The following is a 20,388-nucleotide window of genomic DNA, read 5'->3' on the forward strand; positions in this document are numbered from 1 at the left end:
CGGAAGGCTCTATTCTTCCTGGAAAATCACCTCGCGCCGCTTGCGGATGAACGGCAGCGCCACGGAGACGAGCAAAGCGGCGGAGAGGAGGAGGAAAGCGAGGCTGATGGGCCGCTCGAAGAAGACGAACGGGTCGCCCCTGCCCGTGATCAGGCTGCGCCGGAAATTCTCCTCCAGCATGGGGCCGAGCACGAAGCCCATGAGCATCGGCGCCGGCTCGGCATCGAGCTTGCGCAGGATGTAGCCCAGCAGGCCGAAACCGATCATCAGATAGATGTCGAAGACGGAATTGTTGACGGAATAAACGCCGATGGCGCTGACGACCACGATGAGAAGATAGAGGAAGCGATAAGGCAGCTTCAGCAGGCGCACCCAGAGGCCGATCATCGGAAGATTGATGATGATCAGCATGATGTTCCCGACGAACATGGACGCCACGAGGCCCCAGAACAGGTCCGGCTGGCGTGTGATGACCGTGGGACCGGGCGCGATGCCGTGCAGGGTCAGCGCGCCGACCATGAGGGCCATGGTGGCGCTGGTCGGAAGCCCCATGGTCAGGAGCGGGATATAGGAGGTCTGCGCTGCTGCATTGTTGGCGGATTCCGGCGCCGCGACGCCCTCGATGGCGCCCTTGCCGAAGCGCGAGGGGGTGCGTGACACGCGCTTCTCAAGGGCGTAAGCGGAAAAGGCCGCCATGGTGGCGCCGCCCCCCGGCAGCACGCCGAACAGGGAGCCCAGAAGCGTGCCGCGGGTGATCGCGCCGCGCGACGCCTTCAGGACGCTCCAGGAGGGCCAGAGACTGGTGATGCGCGCCTGGTTCAGGGACCGGCTCGTATCCTCTTCCAGATTGCAGATGACTTCGGCGACGCCGAACAAGCCCAGCGCCATGGCGACGAAGCTCACGCCGTCGGACAGTTCGACGAAGTTCCCTGTCAGGCGCGGCATGCCGGTGTTCACATCCATGCCGATCATGCCCAGAAGGAGGCCGAGCACGATCATGGCCACCGCGCGGAAGAGCGAGCCATTGGCCAGCACCACGGCGGAGACCAGGCCGAACACCATGAGGGAGAAATAATCAGGCGAGGTGAAGGATTGCGCGATGCGCGACAGCGGCGGTCCGGCGAAGGCGATCACCACAGTGCCGAAGCAACCGGCGATGAAGGAGCCGATGGCGGCGATGGCGAGCGCCTCGCCAGCCTTCCCCTGCTGGGCCATGCGATAGCCGTCAATGGCCGTGACGACGGACGTGGATTCCCCGGGAATATTGACGAGGATGGCGGTGGTGGAACCGCCATACTGGGCGCCGTAATAGATGCCCGACAGCATGATGATGGCGCCCACCGGCTCCAGCGCGAAGGTCGCCGGCAGAAGAAGCGAGATGGTGGCGACGGGGCCGAGCCCCGGCAGCACGCCGATCAGCGTGCCGCAGAGCGCGCCGATGAGGCAGAACAGGAGATTCTCGGGCGTCAGGACGACCGCGAAGCCATGGCCGAGGAGAAGCAGCGTGTCGATCATGGCAGCACGCTCACCGGGATGCCCAGAAGCCAGACGAAAAGGATCGTGGAGCCTGCGGCGAGGACGGCGCCGAAGATGAGGCTTTGCCAGAAGACGGCCTCGCGGGAGGCGAGGCTCGCGATGGCCACCTGGGCGAGGATGGCGATCACGATCCCGAACCGGTCCAGCAGCAGCGCGAAGGCGAGAAACGAGAGGAGGATGAGCCCCATGGCGCGCGCATCGATGCGGCCCACGGGAGCGCCCTCCACCATCAGCCCGCGCACCAGGAGGAAAAGCCCCATGCCGCCCAGCACCAAGGCGATGCCCAGGGGAAAGTAGCCGGGCCCCATTTCCAGCGCCGTGCCGATCTCCAGGCTGGTGATGTACCAGAGCGCGGCGGCTGCGATCGAGACCAGCAGGAGGCCGGAATAGAAGTCCACGCCTCCGCGCAACACGGTGATCTTCATCGTCTTCCCCCTCGGCTCACCGTGGCGGGGGCGCGTCCTTCAAAAGGAGGCGCCCCCGCCCGAAAGCCCTCGGACCAAAGGTGAAAGCTGAGCTGCGCCTGCGCGGCTCAGTTCTTCTTGTCCTTGATTTCCTTCATCAAGTCGGTCCACTGCCCCACTTCCTTGGCGATGGCCGCCTGATACTGCTCAGGGGTGGTAAAGACGGGCGAGGCTCCGATCTTGGCGAGTGCCTCCTTCACCTCCGGATCCTCGGACATCTTCTTCAGGGCTGCGGACATCCGGTCGATGATGGGCTTCGGCGTGCCGGGGGGCGCGATGATGCCGTTCCAGGATTCCACCGAGAAGTCGCGCACCCCGGTCTCCTCCACCGTGGGAAGATCGGGCGTGAAGGGACTGCGAGCGCTGGACGTCACGGCGATGCCGCGCACCGTCCCCGCTTCCATCTGCGGCAGCGCGTCGGTCATGTTGGTGAAGGACAGGTCCACCTCGCCCGCCACCACTGCGGCGGTGGCCGGGGCGCCACCCTTGAAGGGCACATGCACCATCCTCGTGCCGGTGCGCGTGTCGAAGAGCTGCACGGAATAGTGCATCAGGCCGCCCGCGCCGCTGGATCCATAGGTGAGCTTGCCGGGATTGGCCTTGGCGTAAGCGATCAGCTCTGGGATGGTCTTGATGGGCAGCTTGGGATTGATGATGACCGTCTGCGGAATGGTGCTGACGATGCTGATCGGGGCAAGATCCTTCAGCGGATTGTACTGCACCGACTGGGCGACCGGCGCCACGGAGACGGCACCGACGCTGCAAACGCAGAAGGTGTAGCCGTCGGGCGGAGATTTCGCCACGATATCGGTGCCGACGATCCCCCCTGCCCCGGCCTTGTTCTCCACCACGACGGTCTGCCCGAGATCCTTCTCAAGGAAACGGGCCGTGATGCGGGCGGTCAGGTCCGTATAGCCGCCAGGCGCATAGGGAACGATGAGCTTGATGGTCTTGCTCGGCCACTTGTCCTGGGCCATTGCTGCCGTCGAAGCCATGACGGCGAGAGATATCATCGCCACCGCAAGCTTTTTCATACCGTTCTCCTCTTTATCTGGAAGTCCCCGGTGATTTTTCCACCGTATTTATTTTCGCAGGAACGCCTTTATCCAAGAAGATCCGCTCTAATTATTGAATTTATAAAGCTGGCCGCCCACGGCCTGCACAGCATCGCGCGCCCGAAGCAGGATGGGATATCCAAGACACTTGGTGGGAACATGAAGCACCCGCCCGGATGAAAGTGTGGCCGGACACGCACGCTGCAGCATCAAGCCCCAGAGCGGCGCCGGAAGGATTTAATTTGAAATGATAGCTATGTGACAAAGTCAGTCAAGCTGCGAAAGCGGGCAGCGTGTGCCAATCAACCGGGCATGGCCACCGCAACGTTCGGCATTGGCCTTGCACGGATTTGCGAAGCCGATGCCTCGGACGGCGGAACCACGAGGCGCCCTTGAAATCCGCTTTGTGATAAAGCTACTCAGATAAATTCTTGGACGCTGTGGCGCAGGCCATTAAGACGTGCGCCATCACCTGATCGAAGGAGCCGGAGCCAGGATGCAGCCAAGGCAAACCAAAGCGAACAAGAAGCTGCCGCTGACCACCTCCCGCAAGGCATTGCTGGTGAATGGTTCGGACCGCGAGTTTCGCGAACTGGTCCATGACATGCTCGCCTTCGCCGCAGCGATGCAGGACATGCGAAATCGGCTCGGCCAGCTCATCGGTCTGTCGGGAACGCAATATACGATCCTCATTTCCATTGCCCGCCTCGGGCAGCAGGGGGAGGAGCTTGGGGTCAACCAATTGGCCGATCACCTGCACCTCAGCGGCGCATTCGTGACCATCGAGGTCAACAAGCTGGTGGCAGCCGGGCTGGTCGCAAAAGCTGTGAACCCCGAGGACCGCCGCCGCGTGGTGCTGACGGTGACCGACGAAGCCGTAGAGCGCCTGGAGGCCCTGTCGCGCGTGCAGCGTCCGGCCAACGATGCCCTTTTCGAGCCCCTCACCGCCGGCGACTTCAAAGCTATCCGGGGCATCGTCGCAAAGCTCGCGGGCACCGGCGACCGGACGCTTCGCCTGATCGAATATCTGGCGCCGAACGGCGTTCTGGAAGCGAAACCGGAAGATGTCGACGCCTGACCGGGCTGTGTCCGGGCCTTTATCCGTCTTCAGCCACACGCCCATCCCGCTTCCAGTCGCCGGCATCGTGCATCCGTCGGCGGCCAAGCCCGAACTCCCGGCCCGTGCCGTTTGGTGGAAGCGGTGAATGCGTGGGCCATGGCCTTGACTGACTTTGCAGCATAGCTATTTTCATAATCAAATTTACGACATCGCAAGCAGCGGCGTCTCCCGGGCGCCGGTCGTCATCTCCCTCAAAACTCTGGGGCACCCAATGCCGATTTCGAACACCCCGGACACAGGTTTCCGTCCCGCGCTGTCCCGTCTGGCGGCTGACGGGCGCATCCATGCCTTCCAGGGAGAGGCGGATCCGCATTTGCAGATCGCTTCGCTGATGAAGAAGCTGGACGGGAAGGAAGTGCTGCTTTTTCCTAAGGTCAAAGGGCACGGCACCCCCGTGGTGGGCAATCTCCTCAGCTGCCGGGAAAACTGCGAATCCGCGTTCGGCCGGGATTTCAACGGCATCCGCGAGATGATCGCCCGCGCGCTTGCAGAACCGATGCCGCCGGAGCTGGTGACGAAGGCGCCCGTGCAGGAGGTGGTGATGACCTCCGGTTTCGATCTCGGCGAGATGCTGCCCGCCTTGTTCCATGCCCCCAAGGATGGCGGGCGCTACATCACCGCCGGCATCGTCGTCGTCCGCGACCCGGAAACCGGCATCTACAACGCCTCCTATCATCGGCTGCAATTGCTCGGCCCCGACCGCCTCGGCATCAAGCTCGATTTCGGCCGGCACCTGCGCGTCGCTTATGAGCGCGCGCAGCGCCTTGGAAAGCCCCTGCCCGTCGCCGTCTGCATCGGCGCCGACCTTGCTTTGCACTTCACCGCGGCCACCATGGGCTCGCAGATGCCTGAGAGCATGGACGAGTTGGCGGTCGCCGGCGGATTGGCCGGGCGGCCGCTGGCGGTCATCAAGGCGGTGACGCAGGATGTGCTCGTCCCCGCTGAAGCCGAGTTCGTGCTGGAAGGGGAAATCCTGCCCGGCGGGCACCAGCCGGAAGGACCGTTCGGCGAATTCATCGGGTTCGCGGCACCCGCGGCGGATGCGCCGGTGCTGAAGGTGAGCGCCATCACGCACCGCACCCGCCCCATCTATCACGCCATCAACGGCTTCGGCCGCGAAACCATCATGCTGCGCAAATACGTGCTGGAGGCCAGCCTTTTGAAGGTGTTGCGCGCAGCGGTGCCCATCGTCACCGATGCGGAGATGACCGCGGGCGGGCTCCACCGCTTCCATGCGGTGGTCCAGGTGAAGAAGCAGACGCCCCAGCATGACGGCCTGCAGCGCAATGCCATCCTCGCCTCGTTCGGCGCGCTCAAGGACCTGGATCTCGTCATCGTCGTGGACGAGGACATCGACATCCGCGACCCCTCGGATGTGGAATATGCCCTCGCCACGCGGATGGAGGCCTCCAGCGACCTCCTCGTCATTCCGGAGGCGCGCGGCCACGAATATGTCCGCATCGGCCGCAACGGCATCCGCGCGAAGCTCGGCATCGACGCAACGGTCCCCTTCGAGGACAAGGACCGCTACCGGCGCGTCGCGTTCGCGCCGGTGGACATTGCCCCCGGCACCTTCGCCCCCGGCGAAGCCCTTATGAGCGACCTTCTCTAGACTTCCGTCAAAGGGGAGGATTCACCGCTCGGTGCTGCGGGCAGCTTAACCGGGCTTCGTCACCCCTTCCCAGGGTGATCGCATCGCTCGCGCCCCCGCTCTTAAAAAAGAGCGGGGGCGCGCAAGCAGCGAAAAAGGGATTCTCAAACTACGTCAGTCGTTATCGTTGCGGATGGCGCCAGCGAAGACATAGCCAATGCTTCGCGCGGAGAGCACAGGAAGCGAAAGTCCGCACTCCCTCTCAACCTTACGACGCAGCCGAAACACGAGCAGATCCAGCCCGCGGCCGGAATCGAGATCCTGCCGGCTGCCCGGCGCAACAAGATCCGCACGGGCGACCGGCTCGCCGGTCCGCTCCAGAAGCTTCTCCAGAAGATGCCGCTCCGCAGCCGATAAGGACACCTTTGTCCCGTGGGGGCAGGACAAGGTCCATCGCTTGGCGTTGAACCCCCAGACATCCCTGTCGACCTCGTCCGGCCGGCTGGCCGCCTCCGGCCCCTTCACCCGCCGATGCAGATTGCGGATGACCATCTCCAGCTCCGCCGGGTCCGCCGGCTTGACCAGATAGTGGTCCGCACCCACCGACAGGCCGTGCAGGCGATCCGTTCGCATGGATCGTCCGGTAAGCATGATGATGCCCACGGATGAATGCTCGCGCACCGCCATGGCAGCCTCGAAGCCATCCTGGCCGGGCAGGTTGATGTCGAGCACGACGATGTCCGGTGCATATGCGGCGATCTCTTCGACGAGATGCTCCGCCGTCCGAACGGCGCGCACCTGCAAGCCGGCATCGGTCAGGTAAGCCTGAAGGCTGTCCCGCAGATCATCATCATCTTCGACCAGGAGAATACGGATCTGCATTCGCTCACGCTCCCGATACCGAATGCGAAGGCTCTGAGCTGGCTTGCCTCGCCCCGAGCCCCGGCAGCCAAACCTCGAACATGCTCCCGCCCTCCTGGCTGCTCGAAACGGTGATCAGGCCCTGGTGCAGGTCCATGACCCGCTTCACGATGTGCAGGCCGATGCCCGCCCCCGGCCGCGAACCGGCCGTCACGGACCTGTAATAGCGCTCGAAGATCGCCTCCCGCTCCTCCGGCGCGATTCCGGCGCCGCTGTCGATCACGGCCAGGACGACACCCCCGTCGCGCGGAGACAGCTCCACACGGATGTCGCCGTCAGTGTGCTTGATCGCGTTGCCGACAAGGTTCTCGATGACCGTCCGCAGCAGGACAGGGTCTCCTTCAATCATGGCGTGCGGCGATCCGCTGAAATGAATCGTTCGCGCGGCCTGGGCGGCTTGCTCGCGGGAGACGTCTGCGGCGAGCGCCGCCACGTCCACCGGAACGCGCTCGATCTGCATGGCGACCTTGTTGATCCACTCCTCCGCCAGGAACGTGTCGATCAGGCTGGTCAGGCGCGCGACGGCGCGGACGATCTTGCCGGCCTCGCGCTGCAATCTCTCGCTCATGTCCTGGGAACCGCGCTCGATGACGGCGATGGCGGCGCGGACGGTAGCCAGCGGCGTGCGGAATTCGTGGCTGACCATCACAAGGAAATTGCGCTGCTCCCGCAATGCGACCTGCAGCGCAGCCTCGGCCTGCCGGCGCGCCTCGATCTCGTTTTCCAGCGCGACCGTGCGCTGGGCGACTGAACGTTCGAGCTCGCGCTCATTGTCCTGCGATGCGCTCAGCAGCCGGGCCTGAAGCGCGCGCCGCTCCCGCACCCCTGCCCGAAGCGCCGCGGCGAGGCCCACGAAGATCGCAGCCATGTGCAGCAGCCCGACGGTCTGATAGCCCCATTCCATGAAAGTGGTGAGCGGGGCGATGCCGAAGACGACGAGGGCGAACCACAGGCTGGCGATGCCGTAGCTCGCGAAACCCACGAAATACCAGAGCGCGGCCGGCTCGCCCCGCATCAGCCGCGCCGCCGCGAGGAAGGGCACCAGCACCGCCATGATGAGGACGCCCGCCATGAGGAAGGGCGCGAGCAGGCCGTAATAGCCGGCTGCCGAGACCGGGATGCTCAGCGCGGCGGCGACGCCGAAAGCCGAAAGCACCCAGCGCACCGCCGGCAGCCTTCCGGGTGGGCAGAAGATGGCGCGCACCACGAAGGCTGCGGTCATGATGCTCAGGCAGCCGATCATGCCTTGGAGGCGGAGCACGATCATCGGCGAAAGCGGGGACAGCAGCAGCGCCGAAAAGCCGGTATTGGACAGAAACACCAGGGCCGTGCTGCCGACATAGGCGCCGTACCACGCAAAGGCCGCGTTGCGCAGCCACAGGCCGAATATCAGCGCCCCGACCGCGGTGATGGCGGCCGCGCCCAGAGCCACGGCGCTCAGAAGAACATTGATCGTCAGGTGCTGCACGAAGGCCGGCAGGCGCCACAGGACGGGCTTGGCGCTCAGCGAGCGGGCCCCCGAGAAGCGCAGGAAGATGTCCTCTTCCTGGAGGTCCGTCAGCTCGACACGCACAACGAACGTATGGGTGAGAAGATCCCGGCTCGATATGGGAAGGAGGGCACCGGTCTGCTTATGGGTCATGCGCGCCACGCCGTCCGGCGCGATGTCGCGTGCGTGGACATCTATGAGGTCAGTATAGGGCGCGTTGATCGCCAGATACCACGTGCCCCCGCCTCCCGCCTTGGGCAGGACCCGCAGCCGAATCCACCAGGCGCCCTTCGGTGAATAGCCCGCATTGAAATTGCCAGGGATCGGCCGGAACTGGTCGGCGGCGGCAACCGCTTCGTCCCGCGTCATGGTGCCGGCCTCGTCATAAAGGACGGAAAGATGGCCTGCGACGGACACGCCATACTCGTCTGCATCGAGCGCCAGCGGGTCGGCAGACGCCCCGGCCGGCATGAGGAGGCAGCAGAGCAGCATGCCCGCGAGGCACCATCGCCACGCGGATGGTGCGGTGCCGATGAGGCGCACAACCAGGAGGTGCCCGAAACGGGCCATGGCTGATGCGGGGGCGGTGATGCCACTGCAATCCATCTACCGTGCTCTGTCCGATCCGGCCCTGCAATGGCGCGTGCGAATTGTCATTACGGCAACCCCACGCGGATAAGGCCGGCGCCGCGCGAATGCAAGCCATAGTCTTGGACGCGCGAAGGAGTTTAGAAGCCGGAAAACACCGAAAACCTAGGATCGGTTTCCTTTCCTCAATCGACCTTCATGTGTTCAGCACGTTTGAATCGGGTTCGATGCCCGGTACTGGAAGGCCTATTTCTTTCATTTTATTTCGTCGCTCTTTCCGACACCCTCATGGCGAAGCTCGGCGTGCCACGCTGCACCATGCGGCATTGAGCGCGCGGTGCCGTCAGCGCGGCACGATGAGTGCCACCGGGCCGCCGCCGTCCGGCCCCTGGTGCTCGGCGCCCCCCGAGACGTAGATCTCGGTGTGCCCCACCACCCCCGCCAGCGCGCCGGCCACGAAGGCGCGGGCGTGGCGGGTGGAGGAGATGTCGCTGTCATCAAGCATGGTGTGGCGATGCCCGCGAATGGCGCCGGAACGGCTCGCCTCCGCCTTGCCGAGGACGATGATGCGCTCCGCCGCCTCCCGGCTTCGGTGGGGAAGCTGGATGCCGAGGCGGGCGAGCGCCGCCTGCACCGGGGCGATGTCGATGGCATCCGCCATGACCCCATGGGCGATGGCGAGCGGCCCGGACCATGCGTGGGACATGCCGAGCACAACAACCTCGTGCCCCATCAGCTCGATGCCGCTGGAGCAGCTGGCGCGCCCTGACCAGAGGTTGAGGTCCGCGCAGATGACACCGTCCGAGAGGGCGCCGGGCGGCACCTCGCCCAGGGCCAAAGCGATGCCGAGCGCGCTCGCGCCGCGCGACAGGCCCATGGATTTCAGCGTGTCCGAGGTCGCGACAGTGGCGCCGCGGGCCTGCGCCTCCGCGACGCGCGCGGCGGTGAGGAGCGGGCACTTCACCTGGACGAAATGCACCTCTTGTGGGTCCGAGATCCCCGCCGCCACCATGGCGCGGCGCACGGCGTCCGCCACCTGCTCAACCTGGCCCATGCGGCCGAGATCCTCGGGCCTGAGACCGGCCGTATGGGCCCGGCCGATGGCGAGGGCGGGCGTCGGCCCGCTTTCGTCCTCGCTCCTCTCGAAGACCAGCCAATGGGGCGCCATGCCCCCTTCCGTGCCGCCGGACATGACGAGGCAGACCTCGTCCGCCGCCGCCCCGAGATGGCCGCGCAGCAGGAGCGAGAGGGATTGAACCGCGAAGCCGCGCGAGAAATCGTTCACGCAGCCATTGCCCTCGGTCTTGCCGAAGATGGCGAGGATGCAGGCCGGCTGGATATCGCCGCGGGCGATGGCGGCCTCGATGCCGGAGACATCGTCGGGGGCGGCGGCGGAGATGCGGTGGACCTTGGCAGTGGGCATGTCAGCAGCAGGGGCAATCGGGTTCGAAATGGCGGGCCATGGCGCGGTCGAGCGCCGGCATGGCTGCGGCGAGAGGAGCGGAGGCCGCCATGCCGGCGCGCATCTGCGCGAGCAGTTCCGTGCGGGCGGCGGGATAGTCGATGCCGGTGATCGCGCCGTCCTTCACCACGGTGCGCCCTGCGATGATCAACTCGCGGATATGGGCTGCGGTAGCGCGGGTCAGCATCAGCTCGACGGGATCGAGCCCGTCCATGAGCCGGTCGTCCTCGATGCGGTCCCAGTCCAGCAGCATAAGGTCGGCCGGGGTGCCGGGCGCGATGAGGCCGCCATCCCTCTCATTGGTCACGCTGAAGCGGCCGTTGCGCACGGCCATCTCCAGCATGGCCTCGCGGCTCACTGCGGTCCGGAAGCCCGTTCCCGCATGGACAAGATGGGCAAGGCGCAGTTCGCGCAGCGCGTCGTCGTCCTCGTCGAGCGCCTTGCCGTCCAACCCCAGGGCTACACTGCACCCTGCCTTCAGCATCTGGGCGACGGGGCCGATGCCCGAGCGCAGATGCAGGTTGGAGGAGGTGTTGGTGACGATGGTGACGCCACGCGCCGCCAGAAGCTCCAGTTCGTCCGGCCGCGCCCAGACGCAGTGCGCCAGCGTGAGGCGCGGCGAGAGCAGGCCGATGGCATCGAGATGCTTCACCACGCCACCCGGATAGGCTTCGTCCGCCCAGATGCGCTGGTATCGCGTCTCCAGCAGATGCATGTGCACACGCCGGCCGGTGCGCGCGGACGCTTCCGCCACCGCCTCCATCAGCGCGTCGGAGCACCATTGCGGGCCGTTCGGCCCGTACTGGACATCGAAGCCCGGACCGGCGGCCGCCTCCGCCACAGCGTCCGCCAGCGCGATATAGGCGGCCGGCGTCAGCGGGGGGCGCAGGAACTTGGCGGCGATTGCCTCGCGCGCCGGCTCCGGCAGGTCCGCCAGGATGGGTTCGGACGGGCCGTAGGCGAGCGGATTGCGGTCCTTCATAGAGACGGCGAAGCCGACGCGCACGCCGATATCGCGCGCCGCACGGGCGACCTCCCTCACCTCGCTGGGCAGGTCCATGAAGCCCTGCGCGCGGGTGTAGTGCATCATGACCACCCCTGCCCCGCCCAGCGCGCTACGCGACAGCGACACGGCAGCGGCAAGATACGGGTCCACCGAGGGAAACAGCGCGAGATAGTGCAGCCACGCCTCGAGCGGCTTCCCCCCGGCGCCGATGGAGGAGGAGCGCACCGGGCGGCCATGGTCATGGGCATTGACGAGGGCCGGCAGCGCCAGCAGCGGCTCCACGGGCGACGTCGCGGGAGCGAGGGACGCGATGCGCCCGTCCTCGATGACCAGCGTGGAAGGACCGGCCGGCGCGGCATGGGCCGCGCCGATCAGATGGGCGCACGAGATGCTGCGGGCCATGCTCATTGTCCTAGCGTGGGCGGCATGCGGTCCGCCTTGGGCGGCAGAAAGCTACGGTTGAACACCTCCGCGGCTGTGGGCTTGCGCGGCAGCTCGAAGGCATCCGCGATCACCGCAATGGAGGCGTCGAGGCGCGCGTCGCTCACGTCGCCAAGGCCGAGTTCGCGCGCTTCCGGCGTGTCGATCAGGGTCTTGTAGACATAGATGAGCCGGCGCTTCTCGATGTCCTTGTTGATGAGCGGCTCCACCTTTGCCAGCAGGGTAATGGCAGCGTCCGGGTCGGCCACCGTCTCCTTGATGGCGCGGTTGATGGCGCGCAGCAGGCCTTTCACCGCTTCCGGCTTGTCCTTGGCGAGCTTGGGGGAGACCATCACGCCGTTGGAATAGAGGTCGACGCCGGCATCGGCATAGTAGATCCAGCGGAAATCCTTGTCGGGATCGAGCTTCAGCGCCACGAGATTCATGTAGCTGGTGGCGGTGAAGATGGCGATGGAATCCACCTGGCCGCCCAGCAGCAGCTGCTCCTGGAGGTTCGGCGCCACCTGCGTCACGGCGATCTTGGAATAATCCACGCCATTCGCCTTCGCGAGCAGCGGCAGCAGCTTGAAGGAAGCGCCGCCCGGCGGCGTGCCGAGCTTGGAGCCGGCGAGGTCCTTCACGCTCTTGATGGGGCTGTCGGCCTTGGTGAGAAGTGCGAACGGCGCCTTGCTGTAGAGCATGTAGACCATCACCGGCGCCTCGCCGGGCTTGAGCGCCGCGTTCTGGATCACCGCATTGGTGTCGCCGAAGCCGGCATCGTACACGCCGGACATGATGCGGGTGACGGTCGCGGCCGAGCCCTCGCCCTGGTCGAGGGTGACGTCCAGCTTCTCGGCGGCGAAGTAGCCTTTTTCCTTCGCCCAGTAATACCAGGCGTGGATGCCCTGGAGCTTCCAGTCCAGAGTGAAGCGGATCTTGGTGGTCTCCTGCGCGCCGGCAATGCCGCCGCTGAGGAGCAGGGCGAAGGCCCCCATGAGCAAGCGTTTCATATGGTTCTCCAGGAAGGTTTGTGTTCTGGTTTTTTGGTTGGCCGTGGGCATCAGCCCATGGCGAAATCGTCCTTGCGCTTGGCCCAGCCGATCACCCGCCCCTCGATGACGGAGAAGATGGCGTAGAGGCCGACACCGAGGAGCGCGAGCACAAGAAGGCCGGCAAAGACCAGGGGCACGTCGAAAGAGGACGAGGCGATCATCATCAGGTTGCCGATGCCGCGATTGGAGGCCACCGTCTCGGCGATCACCGTGCCGACGAAGGCCAGCGTCACGGAAACCTTCAGCGAGGCGAAAAAGTAAGGCATGGCGCGCGGCAGGCCGACATTGAACAGGATGTCGAGCTTCGTGGCGCGCAGCGCCTTCATCACGTCCTCAAGCTCGGGCTCGGTGGTCGCAAGCCCGGTGGCGACGTTCACCACGATGGGGAACAGGCTCATGATCATGGCGGTGAGCACCGCCGGGATGGTCCCTGCCCCGAACCACAGGACAAAGATGGGCACCACCGCCACCTTCGGGATGGAGGAGAAGCCGATCAGCAGCGGATAACCCACGTCATAAGCGAGGCGCGAGGAGCCGATGAGCATGCCGATCAGCACGCCCGAGGCGATGCCCAGCGCGAACCCCACGAGCGTCGTGTAGAGGGTCTGGACCGTATGCGGCCAGATGGCCGGCGCACGGTCCCACAATGTGTAGAGGATCTGCGTCGGCCGCGGCAGCACGATGTCCTTGATGTGGAACACGATGCAGGCGAGCTCCCACAGGACGAAGAAGCCGATGATGACGGCGGCGGACTGGAGGCGCCGGCGGGTGGTGGAAGTCATGCGAGCACCTCGGCGATCTCTGCCGGCAGGGGATCGCCGGTGCGGGCGGAAACGATGAGCTCGCGCAGGCGCTGGGTCAGCGCCACGAAGCCCGGCTCATAGGTCATCTCGATGGTGCGCGGACGCGGCAGGTCCACATGGCGGTCCTCGACGATATGGCCGGGGCGGGCGCGCATGACGCAGACGCGGTTGGCGAGATAGCCCGCCTCCTTCAAATCGTGCGTCACGAGGAGCACCGTGGGGCGGCGGGTCATCCAGAGATCCTGGAGGATCGCCCACAGCTCCTCGCGGGTGAACTGGTCCAGGGCGCCGAAGGGCTCGTCCAGCATCAGCAGCTGGGGGTCGTGGATCAGCGCGCGGCACAGCGAGGCGCGCTGGAGCATGCCGCCGGAGAGCTGCCAGGGGAATTTGTCGCCGAAGCCGGCGAGGCCCACCTGCTTCAGCAGCGCATCCGCCCGGTCGCGGAACTCGGTCTTTCTCTTGGCGCGGAAATCCTGCCGGAAGGGCGGCACGATCTTCAGCGGCAGCATGATGTTGTCGCGGATGGAGAGCCAGGGCAGCAGCGTCGGGTTCTGGAACGCCATGCCGACGCGCACCGGCTCGGCGCCCACTTCCCGCCCGGCCACGAACACCCAGCCGGTGGAGGCCTGGATGAGCCCGGTCACCAGCTTCAGGATGGTGGACTTGCCGCAGCCGGACGGGCCGACGAGGGCGACGAAATCGCCCTTGCCGATCTTGAGGTTGGTCTCACCGAGCGCGGCAACGGTGGTCTCCCCGCGGCCATAGGAGAGGGTGACCTGCTGGAGCTGGACGAAAGGATCCGTCTCCGCATTCATGCCGCTTCCTCCGGTCGGAGGGCGATGACGGCGGCCAGCGTCTGGTCGGCATGTTTCGGCTGCGGTGCCGGCATCTCCTGGATGGCGTGGACCGAGCGGCCGAAGCCCCTGGTCTCAGCCACCAGAACGCGGTCCTTCACCACGAAGCGGCCACGCACCATGGTGTGCAATGGCAGGCCGGTAACCGCGCGTCCGTCCCAAGGAGAGATCTTGGACCGGGAGTGCAGATCCGCATCGTGAAGGGTCCAGGCGCGGTCGAGGTCCACGAAGGCGAAGTCGGCATCCGCCCCCGCCTGGATCACCCCCTTGCGGGGGTAAAGGCCCCACACCTTCGCCGGGTTGGCCGCGCTCCAGCGCACATAATCGCTGATGGAATAACGTCCGGCCGCCACCTCGCTCAACATCAGCGGCATCTGGCTCTCGACACCGGGGAAGCCGCAATCCACGCTCCAGATGTCGGCGCGGGTCTTCTCCTCCGGCGTGTGGGGCGCGTGGTCGGTGGCGATCATGTCGATGGTGCCGTCCAGGAGCGCCGCCCAGAGAGGCTCCTGGTTCTCCTTTTCCCGCACCGGCGGGTTCACGCGGATCACGCCCCGGCAGCGGGCATAATCATCCTCGCCCAGCATCAGATAATGCGGGCAGGTCTCCCCGGTGATGTCGACGCCCCGTGCCTTGGCCTCGGCGAGCGGGCGCAGCTCGGCGGCGGAGGAGATGTGGAGGATATGGATGCGCGCGCCGGTCCATTCGGCGAGGATCGCGGCGCGGGCCACCGCCTCCACCGCCACAACGGCCGGGCGGGAGGCGAGGTGCGCGAGCGGATCGCGCCGGCCGCTCTCCACGAGCCTCTGCTGGCGCCGCTCCATGATGGAATTGGTCTCGGCATGGAGCGAGATGCGCTTGCCCGTAGGCGCCACCACCTCGAATGCCTCCAGCATGGCGCCGGTGGAGGGCGAGGGGATGCGGCCGAACGTGTTGCCCATGTAGCATTTGAAGCCGACGATCCCGGCCTCGACCAATTCCGGCACCTTCTCGATGGTGTCCTCGCCGAGCACGGCGTAGAGGCCGTAATCCACGTGGGCCTTGGCGGACGCGATGGCGTGCTTCGCCTTCAGCGCCGGGCCGTCCGCGACGGTGGGGATGGTGTTCGGCATGTCGAAGACGGTGGTGACGCCGCCGAACGCGGCCGAGGCCGTGCCGCTCTCAAAATCCTCCTTATGGGTGTAGCCGGGGTCACGGAAATGCACATGCACGTCGATGGCGCCGGGCAGCACATGGAGGCCCGAGGCATCGAAGGTCTCCCGCGCCGCCGGCATGGCATCCGCCGCGCCGACCGCGACGATGCGGCCGTCCCGCACGGCGATGGACGCCTCCAGCACGGTCTCGGGCGTGACGACCTTGCCGCCATGGATGACGAGGTCGGCGGGGATCTGGTGGATGTCGCTCATTCCGGCCCCCTCACTCACAGCATGGCCCAGCCGCCGTCGACGGGCATGTCGACGCCGGTGAGCTGGCGGGAAACGTCGCTGGCGAGGAACAGGCAGGCGTTCGCCACGTCCTCGTCGGTGGTGACGCGCTTCAGGGCATAGTCCGCCGCGTGGCGCTCCATGGCCTCCTCAACGGTGATGTTCAGCTTCTTCGCCATGTCGGCGCAGACCTTGTCGCGGAAGCGGGGGCCATCGACCATGCCGGGCGCGACGCAGTTCACGTTGATGTTGTGCACGCCCACCTCCAGCGCGAAGCTCTTGGTGATGCCACGCAGGCCCCATTTGGAGGCCGAATAGGCCATGCGCCCGGCCCGCCCGCGCATGCCGAAAGTGCCGCCCACATTGACGATCTTGCCGTAGCGCTTGTCGATCATGGCGGGCAGCACCGCGCGCATGGTGTGGAAGCAGCCGTGCATGTTGAGCGTGACGATGTCGTCGAATTCCTCGGGCGTGGTCTCCACGCCCGTCTTGCCGATGGGGCCGGAGCCGCCGGCGACATTCACCAGGATGTCCACGGTGCCGAAGGCTTCGACGGTCCGGCTCGCCGCAGCCTCGCAGGCTTCCGGATCGGTGAGGTCGCAGGGCACGACGATGACGTCGGCGCCCTTCAGGCGGATCTCCTCGGCGACCGGCGCGATGGCCTCGACGTCGCGGCCGAGGAGCGAGAGCTTGCATCCCTCCGCCGCGAAGGCGCGGGTGACGGCCGCGCCCATGCCCTTCGCCGGGCCGGTGATGATCGCCACGCGATCTTGAAGCTTCAGGTCCATGGGATTTCCGTTGTTTTTCTCGTGACCGTCATCCCCGGGCTCGACCCGGGGATGTTTCGCCGCGGAGGGAGATGGCCGGGTCAAGCCCGGCCATGACGGCAATGGAGGGTTCGTCAGGAACTCAGAACAGCGTCTTCGGCAGGTCCGCCACGGGCGGCAGGAAGGCGGGGGTGAAGATCTGGTCCACCTTCGGCGTGGACGGCAGGTTGTTGGCCTCCACCAGGATGTCGATGGCAGTCTTCAGCCGTGCCGGGTCCACGTTGCCGAGGCCGATCTTGGCGATCTCGGGGTGGTTCATCTCGGCCCTCAGCGTCGCGTCGAGGCGCTCGCGCTCCAGCGGGATCTTGATCAGCGGCTCGCGCTTCGCCACCGCTGCCACGGCAGCGTCAGGATCCTTCAGCGTGTCGATGAGGCCCTTGTTGAGCGCGCGCAGGAAACCCTTGATGGCGTCGGGGTTCTTCTTCACCAGCTCGGACGAGACGATGATGCCGTTGGAATAGAGATCCATCCCGTAATCGCCGAAGCTGATGTAGCGCAGCTTGTCGTCGTCCAGGCCGATGAGCTTTGCCGAAAAGCGGATGGTGTTCACGTAACCGAACACGCCATCCACCTGGCCCTGCATCAGCATCTGCTCGCGCAGGTTCGGCTGCATGTTGGTGATCTTGACGGTGGAGCAGTCGATCTTGGCGAACTTGCAGAAGGCTGGGAACAGCTTCAGTGCGCCGTCATTGGCCGCGCCGCCCAGCGTCTTCCCCTCCAGGTCCTTTGGCGTCTTGATGGGGCTGTCGGCCTTCACGGCGATGGTGAAGGGCGGCTGGTTGAACATCACATAGACGGCGATGGGCGCGTCCTCGGGCTTCTTGGCGACGAGCTCGATGAGCGCGTTGATGTCGCCGAAGCCCATGTCGTAGGTGCCGTTCGCCACCAGCGGCACGGCCGCGCCCGACCCATTGCCCTGGTCGAAGCTCACGTCCAGCCCCTCGGCTTTGAAATAGCCTCGGTCCTGCGCCAGGAAGAACATGCCCTGCGGGCCCTGATACTTCCAGTTCAGCACCATCTTGATCTTGGTGTCCGCGAGCGCCGGCAGGCCGGCGAGCGCGGAAGTGGAGACTGCGAGCGCAAGACCGAAGGCAAGTCGTCGCGAGAGCTTTGCAAAGGTCATCTGGAAGGTTCCCGTCTGGTTATCATTGGTTTGTGGAAGCGGAAGCGAGGGCGGCGATCAGGTCATCGCTCTTCAGCGTGGCGCCGTAGAGCAGGCGCACGAGGTAGAGGATCGCGTCGGTGACGAAGGGCGGCGACGGGGTCGCGCAGGCATCCTCCACCATCAGGCAGCCAAAGCCGTGGAAGCTGGCATCGCAGAGGGTGGAGAAGACGCAGCGGTCTGTGTTGATGCCGGCGAACAGCAGCGTGTCGATGCCCCGGTTGCGCAGGATGGAATCAAGCTCGTTGTCGTGGAAGCCGGAGAGGCGATGCTTGTGCACGAGGAGGTCCGAGGGATGGGGCTCCAGCGCCTCGATCACCTCCGCCCCCCAGTCGCTCGCCACCAGGATGCGTCCGCGCCCCGGCACGGAGGGATCGGCATAGATGGGCCGCGTGCCTCCGGCCGATGCCTTGTCGAGAATGGCGGCAGAAAGCTCGGCCCGGTCCGCGCGCACACCCCAGTTGAGCCAGATCACCGGCAGGCCGGCGCACCGCGCGGCGGCGGCCAGCGCCGTAAGTTGCGGCACGATGGCGAGCAAGGGGGCGACGTCGACGCCGGCGCGCGGGAACCAACCGTCCGGGTGCAGGAAGTCGTTCTGCATGTCCACGATGACCAGCGCGGTCCGCGCAAGATCGATCTCCGCCCGCTGGGGCGCTGCTTCAAGCGCCACCCGGCGCTGCGTCGGCACCGGCCGGGCGAAGGAGAGAAGCGAGGGAGACACGGACATGAACGAGCTCGCCGGATCGGATGATGCGGCTCGCCCATGCAAGCCGCGTTCCGAATGAAGCTACGGGCATTCCGGTGATGTGATCTATTGCCGTTTTCTCCTTCGTCTGTAGCCTAATCGGCTACGAAGTCCGAAAGGGGCAATCCGTGCGCCATCTGAGATTCCTGCGCTACATGGACGAGGTGGCGCGCACGCGCTCGATCCGGCGCGCGGCGGACCGGCTCAACGTGACCCCCTCCGCGCTCAACCGGCGCATCATGGACATGGAGGAGGAGCTGGGGCTGAAGCTGCTGGACCGGCGCCCGCGCGGCGTGGACCTCACCGCCGCCGGGGAAGTGTTCGTCAGCTATATCCGCGAGCAGCTCAACGACGCCGAGCGCATGCGCTCGCAGCTGGAGGATCTGCGCGGGCTGCGGCGCGGCACCGTGCGCATCGCCTGCAGCCAGGCGCTGGCGCACGATTTCCTGCCCCAGCAGATCGGCTCCTTCCGGCAGCGCTACCCCTTGATGAATTTCGAGGTGAGCGTCGCGGACCACGAGCACGCCATAACGCTCCTCGTGGATTATGAGGTGGACCTGATCCTGGTCTTCCGTCCCCCCTTCATCGCCAGGCTGCGCCCCCTCATGACCTTGCCCCAGAGAGTTGTCGCGCTGCTGCCTTCGGACCATCCCCTGGCGGCGCGGCCCCAATTGCGGCTCGCCGACTGCACGGGCTATCCCCTCGCTTTGTCGGAACGCTCCACCGGCGGGCGGCAGATGATCGAGGAGCGCATTTCACGCTCGGGCCTGCGATTCTCCGTGGCGGCGCAGTCCAATTCCTTCGAGCTGCTGCGCGGGCTGGTCGCCCATTGCGGCATGATCTCGTTCCAGATCGAGGTGGGCGCACAATCCGACGCCATGCCGCCGGGCATCGTGGTGCGCCCCATCGACGAGCGCGACCTGCCCCCCGCGGACCTGGTGCTCGGGCAGCTCAGGGGACGAAACCTTCCGCTTGCGGGCGCACAGTTTGCCGAGCACCTGTCCGCCGGCCTGGGCGCACGGGCCAAGGAGAAACAGCCGGCGAGCGATGGCTGATATGGGCCAGCCTCGATCTCGGCGACCATGCAATGGCGCGGAAGAAGGTGAGGCCTGACGCGGCTTCTCTTTTGAATCGCTTTGGCGCGCCCTAGGGGAGTCGAACCCCTCTCTCCACCGTGAAAGGGTGGCGTCCTAACCGATAGACGAAGGGCGCTGAAGCGGCCGTCCTTATAGGAGGGCGGCAGGCGGCAGGCAAGCCCCTGAGGAAAGAACACACAGCCGAAATGTTCCGGCATGCCCCAGAAGGCCAAGGACGCCAGCCGGCGCCTTGGCCTTCCTCGCTTTCTCCGCCCCGTTTACCCGCGCTCCAGGGCAAAGGGCCGGCGGAACGGACGCTTCCCTAAGCGCCGTTCACCACTTGCCGGTATTGGCCATGGAGGACCACGGCTCTTGCGGCGCCTTGGGGCCGCCCTTCTGCAGCAATTCCACCGAGACATTGTCCGGCGAGCGCACGAACGCCATGTAGCCGTCGCGGGGCGGGCGGTTGATGGTCACGCCGCCGGCCTGGAGGCGCTCGCAGGTGGCGTAGATGTCCTCCACCTCGAAGGCGAGATGGCCGAAATTGCGGCCTTCCCCATAGGCCTCCTTGTCCCAATTGTAGGTCAGCTCGATCTCGGCGACGCCTTCCTGGCCGGGGGCGGCGAGGAAGACCAGGGTGTAGCGCCCCTGCGGCACGTCCTTGCGCCGGATTTCCTTCAACCCCAGCTTATTGACGTAGAAGTCCAGGGACTGGTCGATATCGGTCACGCGGACCATGGTGTGGAGAAAGCGCATGGCTGATCCTGGAACAGGGGTGAGGATGCCGTCGGGC

18 protein-coding genes and 1 tRNA gene are annotated in these 20,388 nt (G+C 66.0%); 3 read left to right on the forward strand and 16 right to left on the reverse strand.

Going from position 1 to position 20,388, the window contains the following annotated elements:
- Positions 1-9: 9 nt before the first annotated feature.
- From ABLE91_RS25160 to ABLE91_RS25170, 3 genes are all read right to left on the reverse strand, one after another.
- On the reverse strand, positions 10-1,515 hold the full coding sequence (locus ABLE91_RS25160) for a tripartite tricarboxylate transporter permease (RefSeq protein ID WP_348935296.1): 1,506 nt from the start codon (positions 1,513-1,515) through the stop codon (positions 10-12).
- Positions 1,512-1,961 (reverse strand): tripartite tricarboxylate transporter TctB family protein, encoded by a 450-nt coding sequence (locus ABLE91_RS25165; RefSeq protein WP_348935297.1) that lies wholly within the window; start codon positions 1,959-1,961, stop codon positions 1,512-1,514. Before ABLE91_RS25165 ends, ABLE91_RS25160 begins: the two co-directional genes overlap by 4 nt.
- 107 nt (positions 1,962-2,068) lie before the next feature.
- The gene (locus ABLE91_RS25170; protein WP_348935298.1) at positions 2,069-3,034 is read right to left on the reverse strand and encodes a Bug family tripartite tricarboxylate transporter substrate binding protein; all 966 of its coding nucleotides are present in this window, start codon (positions 3,032-3,034) and stop codon (positions 2,069-2,071) included.
- A 481-nt stretch (positions 3,035-3,515) separates the two neighbouring features.
- On the opposite strand from ABLE91_RS25170, the gene ABLE91_RS25175 reads away from it, so the two are divergent.
- Positions 3,516-4,133 carry a MarR family winged helix-turn-helix transcriptional regulator gene (locus ABLE91_RS25175; RefSeq protein WP_348935299.1) on the forward strand — a complete coding sequence of 206 codons (618 nt, stop codon included), beginning with the start codon at positions 3,516-3,518 and terminating at the stop codon, positions 4,131-4,133.
- 253 nt (positions 4,134-4,386) lie between these two features.
- Positions 4,387-5,787, forward strand: coding sequence for a UbiD family decarboxylase (locus ABLE91_RS25180; RefSeq protein WP_348935300.1), 1,401 nt, complete (start codon positions 4,387-4,389; stop codon positions 5,785-5,787).
- A 153-nt stretch (positions 5,788-5,940) separates the two neighbouring features.
- Here ABLE91_RS25180 and ABLE91_RS25185 read toward each other — a convergent pair whose 3' ends face one another.
- From ABLE91_RS25185 to ABLE91_RS25235, 11 genes are all read right to left on the reverse strand, one after another.
- Positions 5,941-6,648, reverse strand: coding sequence for a response regulator transcription factor (locus ABLE91_RS25185; protein ID WP_348935301.1), 708 nt, complete (start codon positions 6,646-6,648; stop codon positions 5,941-5,943).
- Between the two features lie 4 nt (positions 6,649-6,652).
- Positions 6,653-8,746 (reverse strand): sensor histidine kinase, encoded by a 2,094-nt coding sequence (locus ABLE91_RS25190; protein ID WP_348935302.1) that lies wholly within the window; start codon positions 8,744-8,746, stop codon positions 6,653-6,655.
- A 361-nt stretch (positions 8,747-9,107) separates the two neighbouring features.
- A complete protein-coding gene (gene atzD, locus ABLE91_RS25195; protein WP_348935303.1) occupies positions 9,108-10,187 on the reverse strand; it encodes a cyanuric acid amidohydrolase in 1,080 nt (359 codons plus the stop codon).
- A 1-nt stretch (position 10,188) separates the two neighbouring features.
- Positions 10,189-11,634, reverse strand: coding sequence for an amidohydrolase family protein (locus tag ABLE91_RS25200; protein ID WP_348935304.1), 1,446 nt, complete (start codon positions 11,632-11,634; stop codon positions 10,189-10,191).
- 2 nt (positions 11,635-11,636) lie between these two features.
- Complete coding sequence (locus tag ABLE91_RS25205; protein WP_348935305.1) at positions 11,637-12,662, reverse strand: ABC transporter substrate-binding protein; 1,026 nt, start codon at positions 12,660-12,662, stop codon at positions 11,637-11,639.
- A gap of 50 nt (positions 12,663-12,712) precedes the next feature.
- Entirely contained in the window at positions 12,713-13,486 is a 774-nt protein-coding gene (locus ABLE91_RS25210; RefSeq protein ID WP_348935306.1) for an ABC transporter permease, read from the reverse strand.
- Positions 13,483-14,322 (reverse strand): ABC transporter ATP-binding protein, encoded by an 840-nt coding sequence (locus ABLE91_RS25215; protein WP_348935307.1) that lies wholly within the window; start codon positions 14,320-14,322, stop codon positions 13,483-13,485. Before ABLE91_RS25215 ends, ABLE91_RS25210 begins: the two co-directional genes overlap by 4 nt.
- Entirely contained in the window at positions 14,319-15,767 is a 1,449-nt protein-coding gene (gene allB, locus ABLE91_RS25220; RefSeq protein WP_348935308.1) for an allantoinase AllB, read from the reverse strand. Before allB ends, ABLE91_RS25215 begins: the two co-directional genes overlap by 4 nt.
- 14 nt (positions 15,768-15,781) lie before the next feature.
- Positions 15,782-16,573, reverse strand: a complete 792-nt coding sequence (locus ABLE91_RS25225; protein ID WP_348935309.1) for an SDR family NAD(P)-dependent oxidoreductase — start codon at positions 16,571-16,573, stop codon at positions 15,782-15,784.
- Positions 16,574-16,694: 121 nt separating this feature from the next.
- Positions 16,695-17,735: an ABC transporter substrate-binding protein gene (locus ABLE91_RS25230; protein ID WP_348935310.1), complete on the reverse strand. Its 1,041-nt coding sequence runs from the start codon at positions 17,733-17,735 to the stop codon at positions 16,695-16,697.
- Between the two features lie 22 nt (positions 17,736-17,757).
- Positions 17,758-18,501 carry a cysteine hydrolase family protein gene (locus ABLE91_RS25235; RefSeq protein ID WP_348935311.1) on the reverse strand — a complete coding sequence of 248 codons (744 nt, stop codon included), beginning with the start codon at positions 18,499-18,501 and terminating at the stop codon, positions 17,758-17,760.
- A 146-nt stretch (positions 18,502-18,647) separates the two neighbouring features.
- Here ABLE91_RS25235 and ABLE91_RS25240 point away from each other — a divergent pair, with 146 nt between their 5' ends.
- Complete coding sequence (locus ABLE91_RS25240; protein WP_348935312.1) at positions 18,648-19,574, forward strand: LysR family transcriptional regulator; 927 nt, start codon at positions 18,648-18,650, stop codon at positions 19,572-19,574.
- A gap of 82 nt (positions 19,575-19,656) precedes the next feature.
- Here ABLE91_RS25240 and ABLE91_RS25245 read toward each other — a convergent pair.
- Positions 19,657-19,731, reverse strand: a tRNA-Glu gene (locus ABLE91_RS25245).
- A 197-nt stretch (positions 19,732-19,928) separates the two neighbouring features.
- The gene (locus tag ABLE91_RS25250) at positions 19,929-20,351 is read right to left on the reverse strand and encodes a VOC family protein (protein WP_348935313.1); all 423 of its coding nucleotides are present in this window, start codon (positions 20,349-20,351) and stop codon (positions 19,929-19,931) included.
- Positions 20,352-20,388 lie beyond the last annotated feature (37 nt).

This window comes from Aquabacter albus, from assembly GCF_040049275.1.
GTDB lineage: Bacteria > Pseudomonadota > Alphaproteobacteria > Rhizobiales > Xanthobacteraceae > Aquabacter.

Excerpts from the sequence above, each read along its gene's own strand:
- ABLE91_RS25215 (WP_348935307.1), bottom strand. The coding sequence starts at position 14,322 with ATGAATGCGGAGACGGATCCTTTCGTCCAGCTCCAGCAGGTCACCCTC.
- ABLE91_RS25160 (WP_348935296.1), bottom strand. The coding sequence starts at position 1,515 with ATGATCGACACGCTGCTTCTCCTCGGCCATGGCTTCGCGGTCGTCCTG.
- atzD (WP_348935303.1), bottom strand. The coding sequence starts at position 10,187 with ATGCCCACTGCCAAGGTCCACCGCATCTCCGCCGCCGCCCCCGACGAT.
- ABLE91_RS25170 (WP_348935298.1), bottom strand. The coding sequence starts at position 3,034 with ATGAAAAAGCTTGCGGTGGCGATGATATCTCTCGCCGTCATGGCTTCG.
- ABLE91_RS25250 (WP_348935313.1), bottom strand. The coding sequence starts at position 20,351 with ATGCGCTTTCTCCACACCATGGTCCGCGTGACCGATATCGACCAGTCC.
- ABLE91_RS25225 (WP_348935309.1), bottom strand. The coding sequence starts at position 16,573 with ATGGACCTGAAGCTTCAAGATCGCGTGGCGATCATCACCGGCCCGGCG.
- ABLE91_RS25190 (WP_348935302.1), bottom strand. The coding sequence starts at position 8,746 with ATGGCCCGTTTCGGGCACCTCCTGGTTGTGCGCCTCATCGGCACCGCA.
- ABLE91_RS25165 (WP_348935297.1), bottom strand. The coding sequence starts at position 1,961 with ATGAAGATCACCGTGTTGCGCGGAGGCGTGGACTTCTATTCCGGCCTC.
- ABLE91_RS25205 (WP_348935305.1), bottom strand. The coding sequence starts at position 12,662 with ATGAAACGCTTGCTCATGGGGGCCTTCGCCCTGCTCCTCAGCGGCGGC.
- ABLE91_RS25235 (WP_348935311.1), bottom strand. The coding sequence starts at position 18,501 with ATGTCCGTGTCTCCCTCGCTTCTCTCCTTCGCCCGGCCGGTGCCGACG.
- ABLE91_RS25200 (WP_348935304.1), bottom strand. The coding sequence starts at position 11,634 with ATGGCCCGCAGCATCTCGTGCGCCCATCTGATCGGCGCGGCCCATGCC.
- ABLE91_RS25230 (WP_348935310.1), bottom strand. The coding sequence starts at position 17,735 with ATGACCTTTGCAAAGCTCTCGCGACGACTTGCCTTCGGTCTTGCGCTC.
- allB (WP_348935308.1), bottom strand. The coding sequence starts at position 15,767 with ATGAGCGACATCCACCAGATCCCCGCCGACCTCGTCATCCATGGCGGC.
- ABLE91_RS25210 (WP_348935306.1), bottom strand. The coding sequence starts at position 13,486 with ATGACTTCCACCACCCGCCGGCGCCTCCAGTCCGCCGCCGTCATCATC.
- ABLE91_RS25185 (WP_348935301.1), bottom strand. The coding sequence starts at position 6,648 with ATGCAGATCCGTATTCTCCTGGTCGAAGATGATGATGATCTGCGGGAC.
- ABLE91_RS25180 (WP_348935300.1), top strand. The coding sequence starts at position 4,387 with ATGCCGATTTCGAACACCCCGGACACAGGTTTCCGTCCCGCGCTGTCC.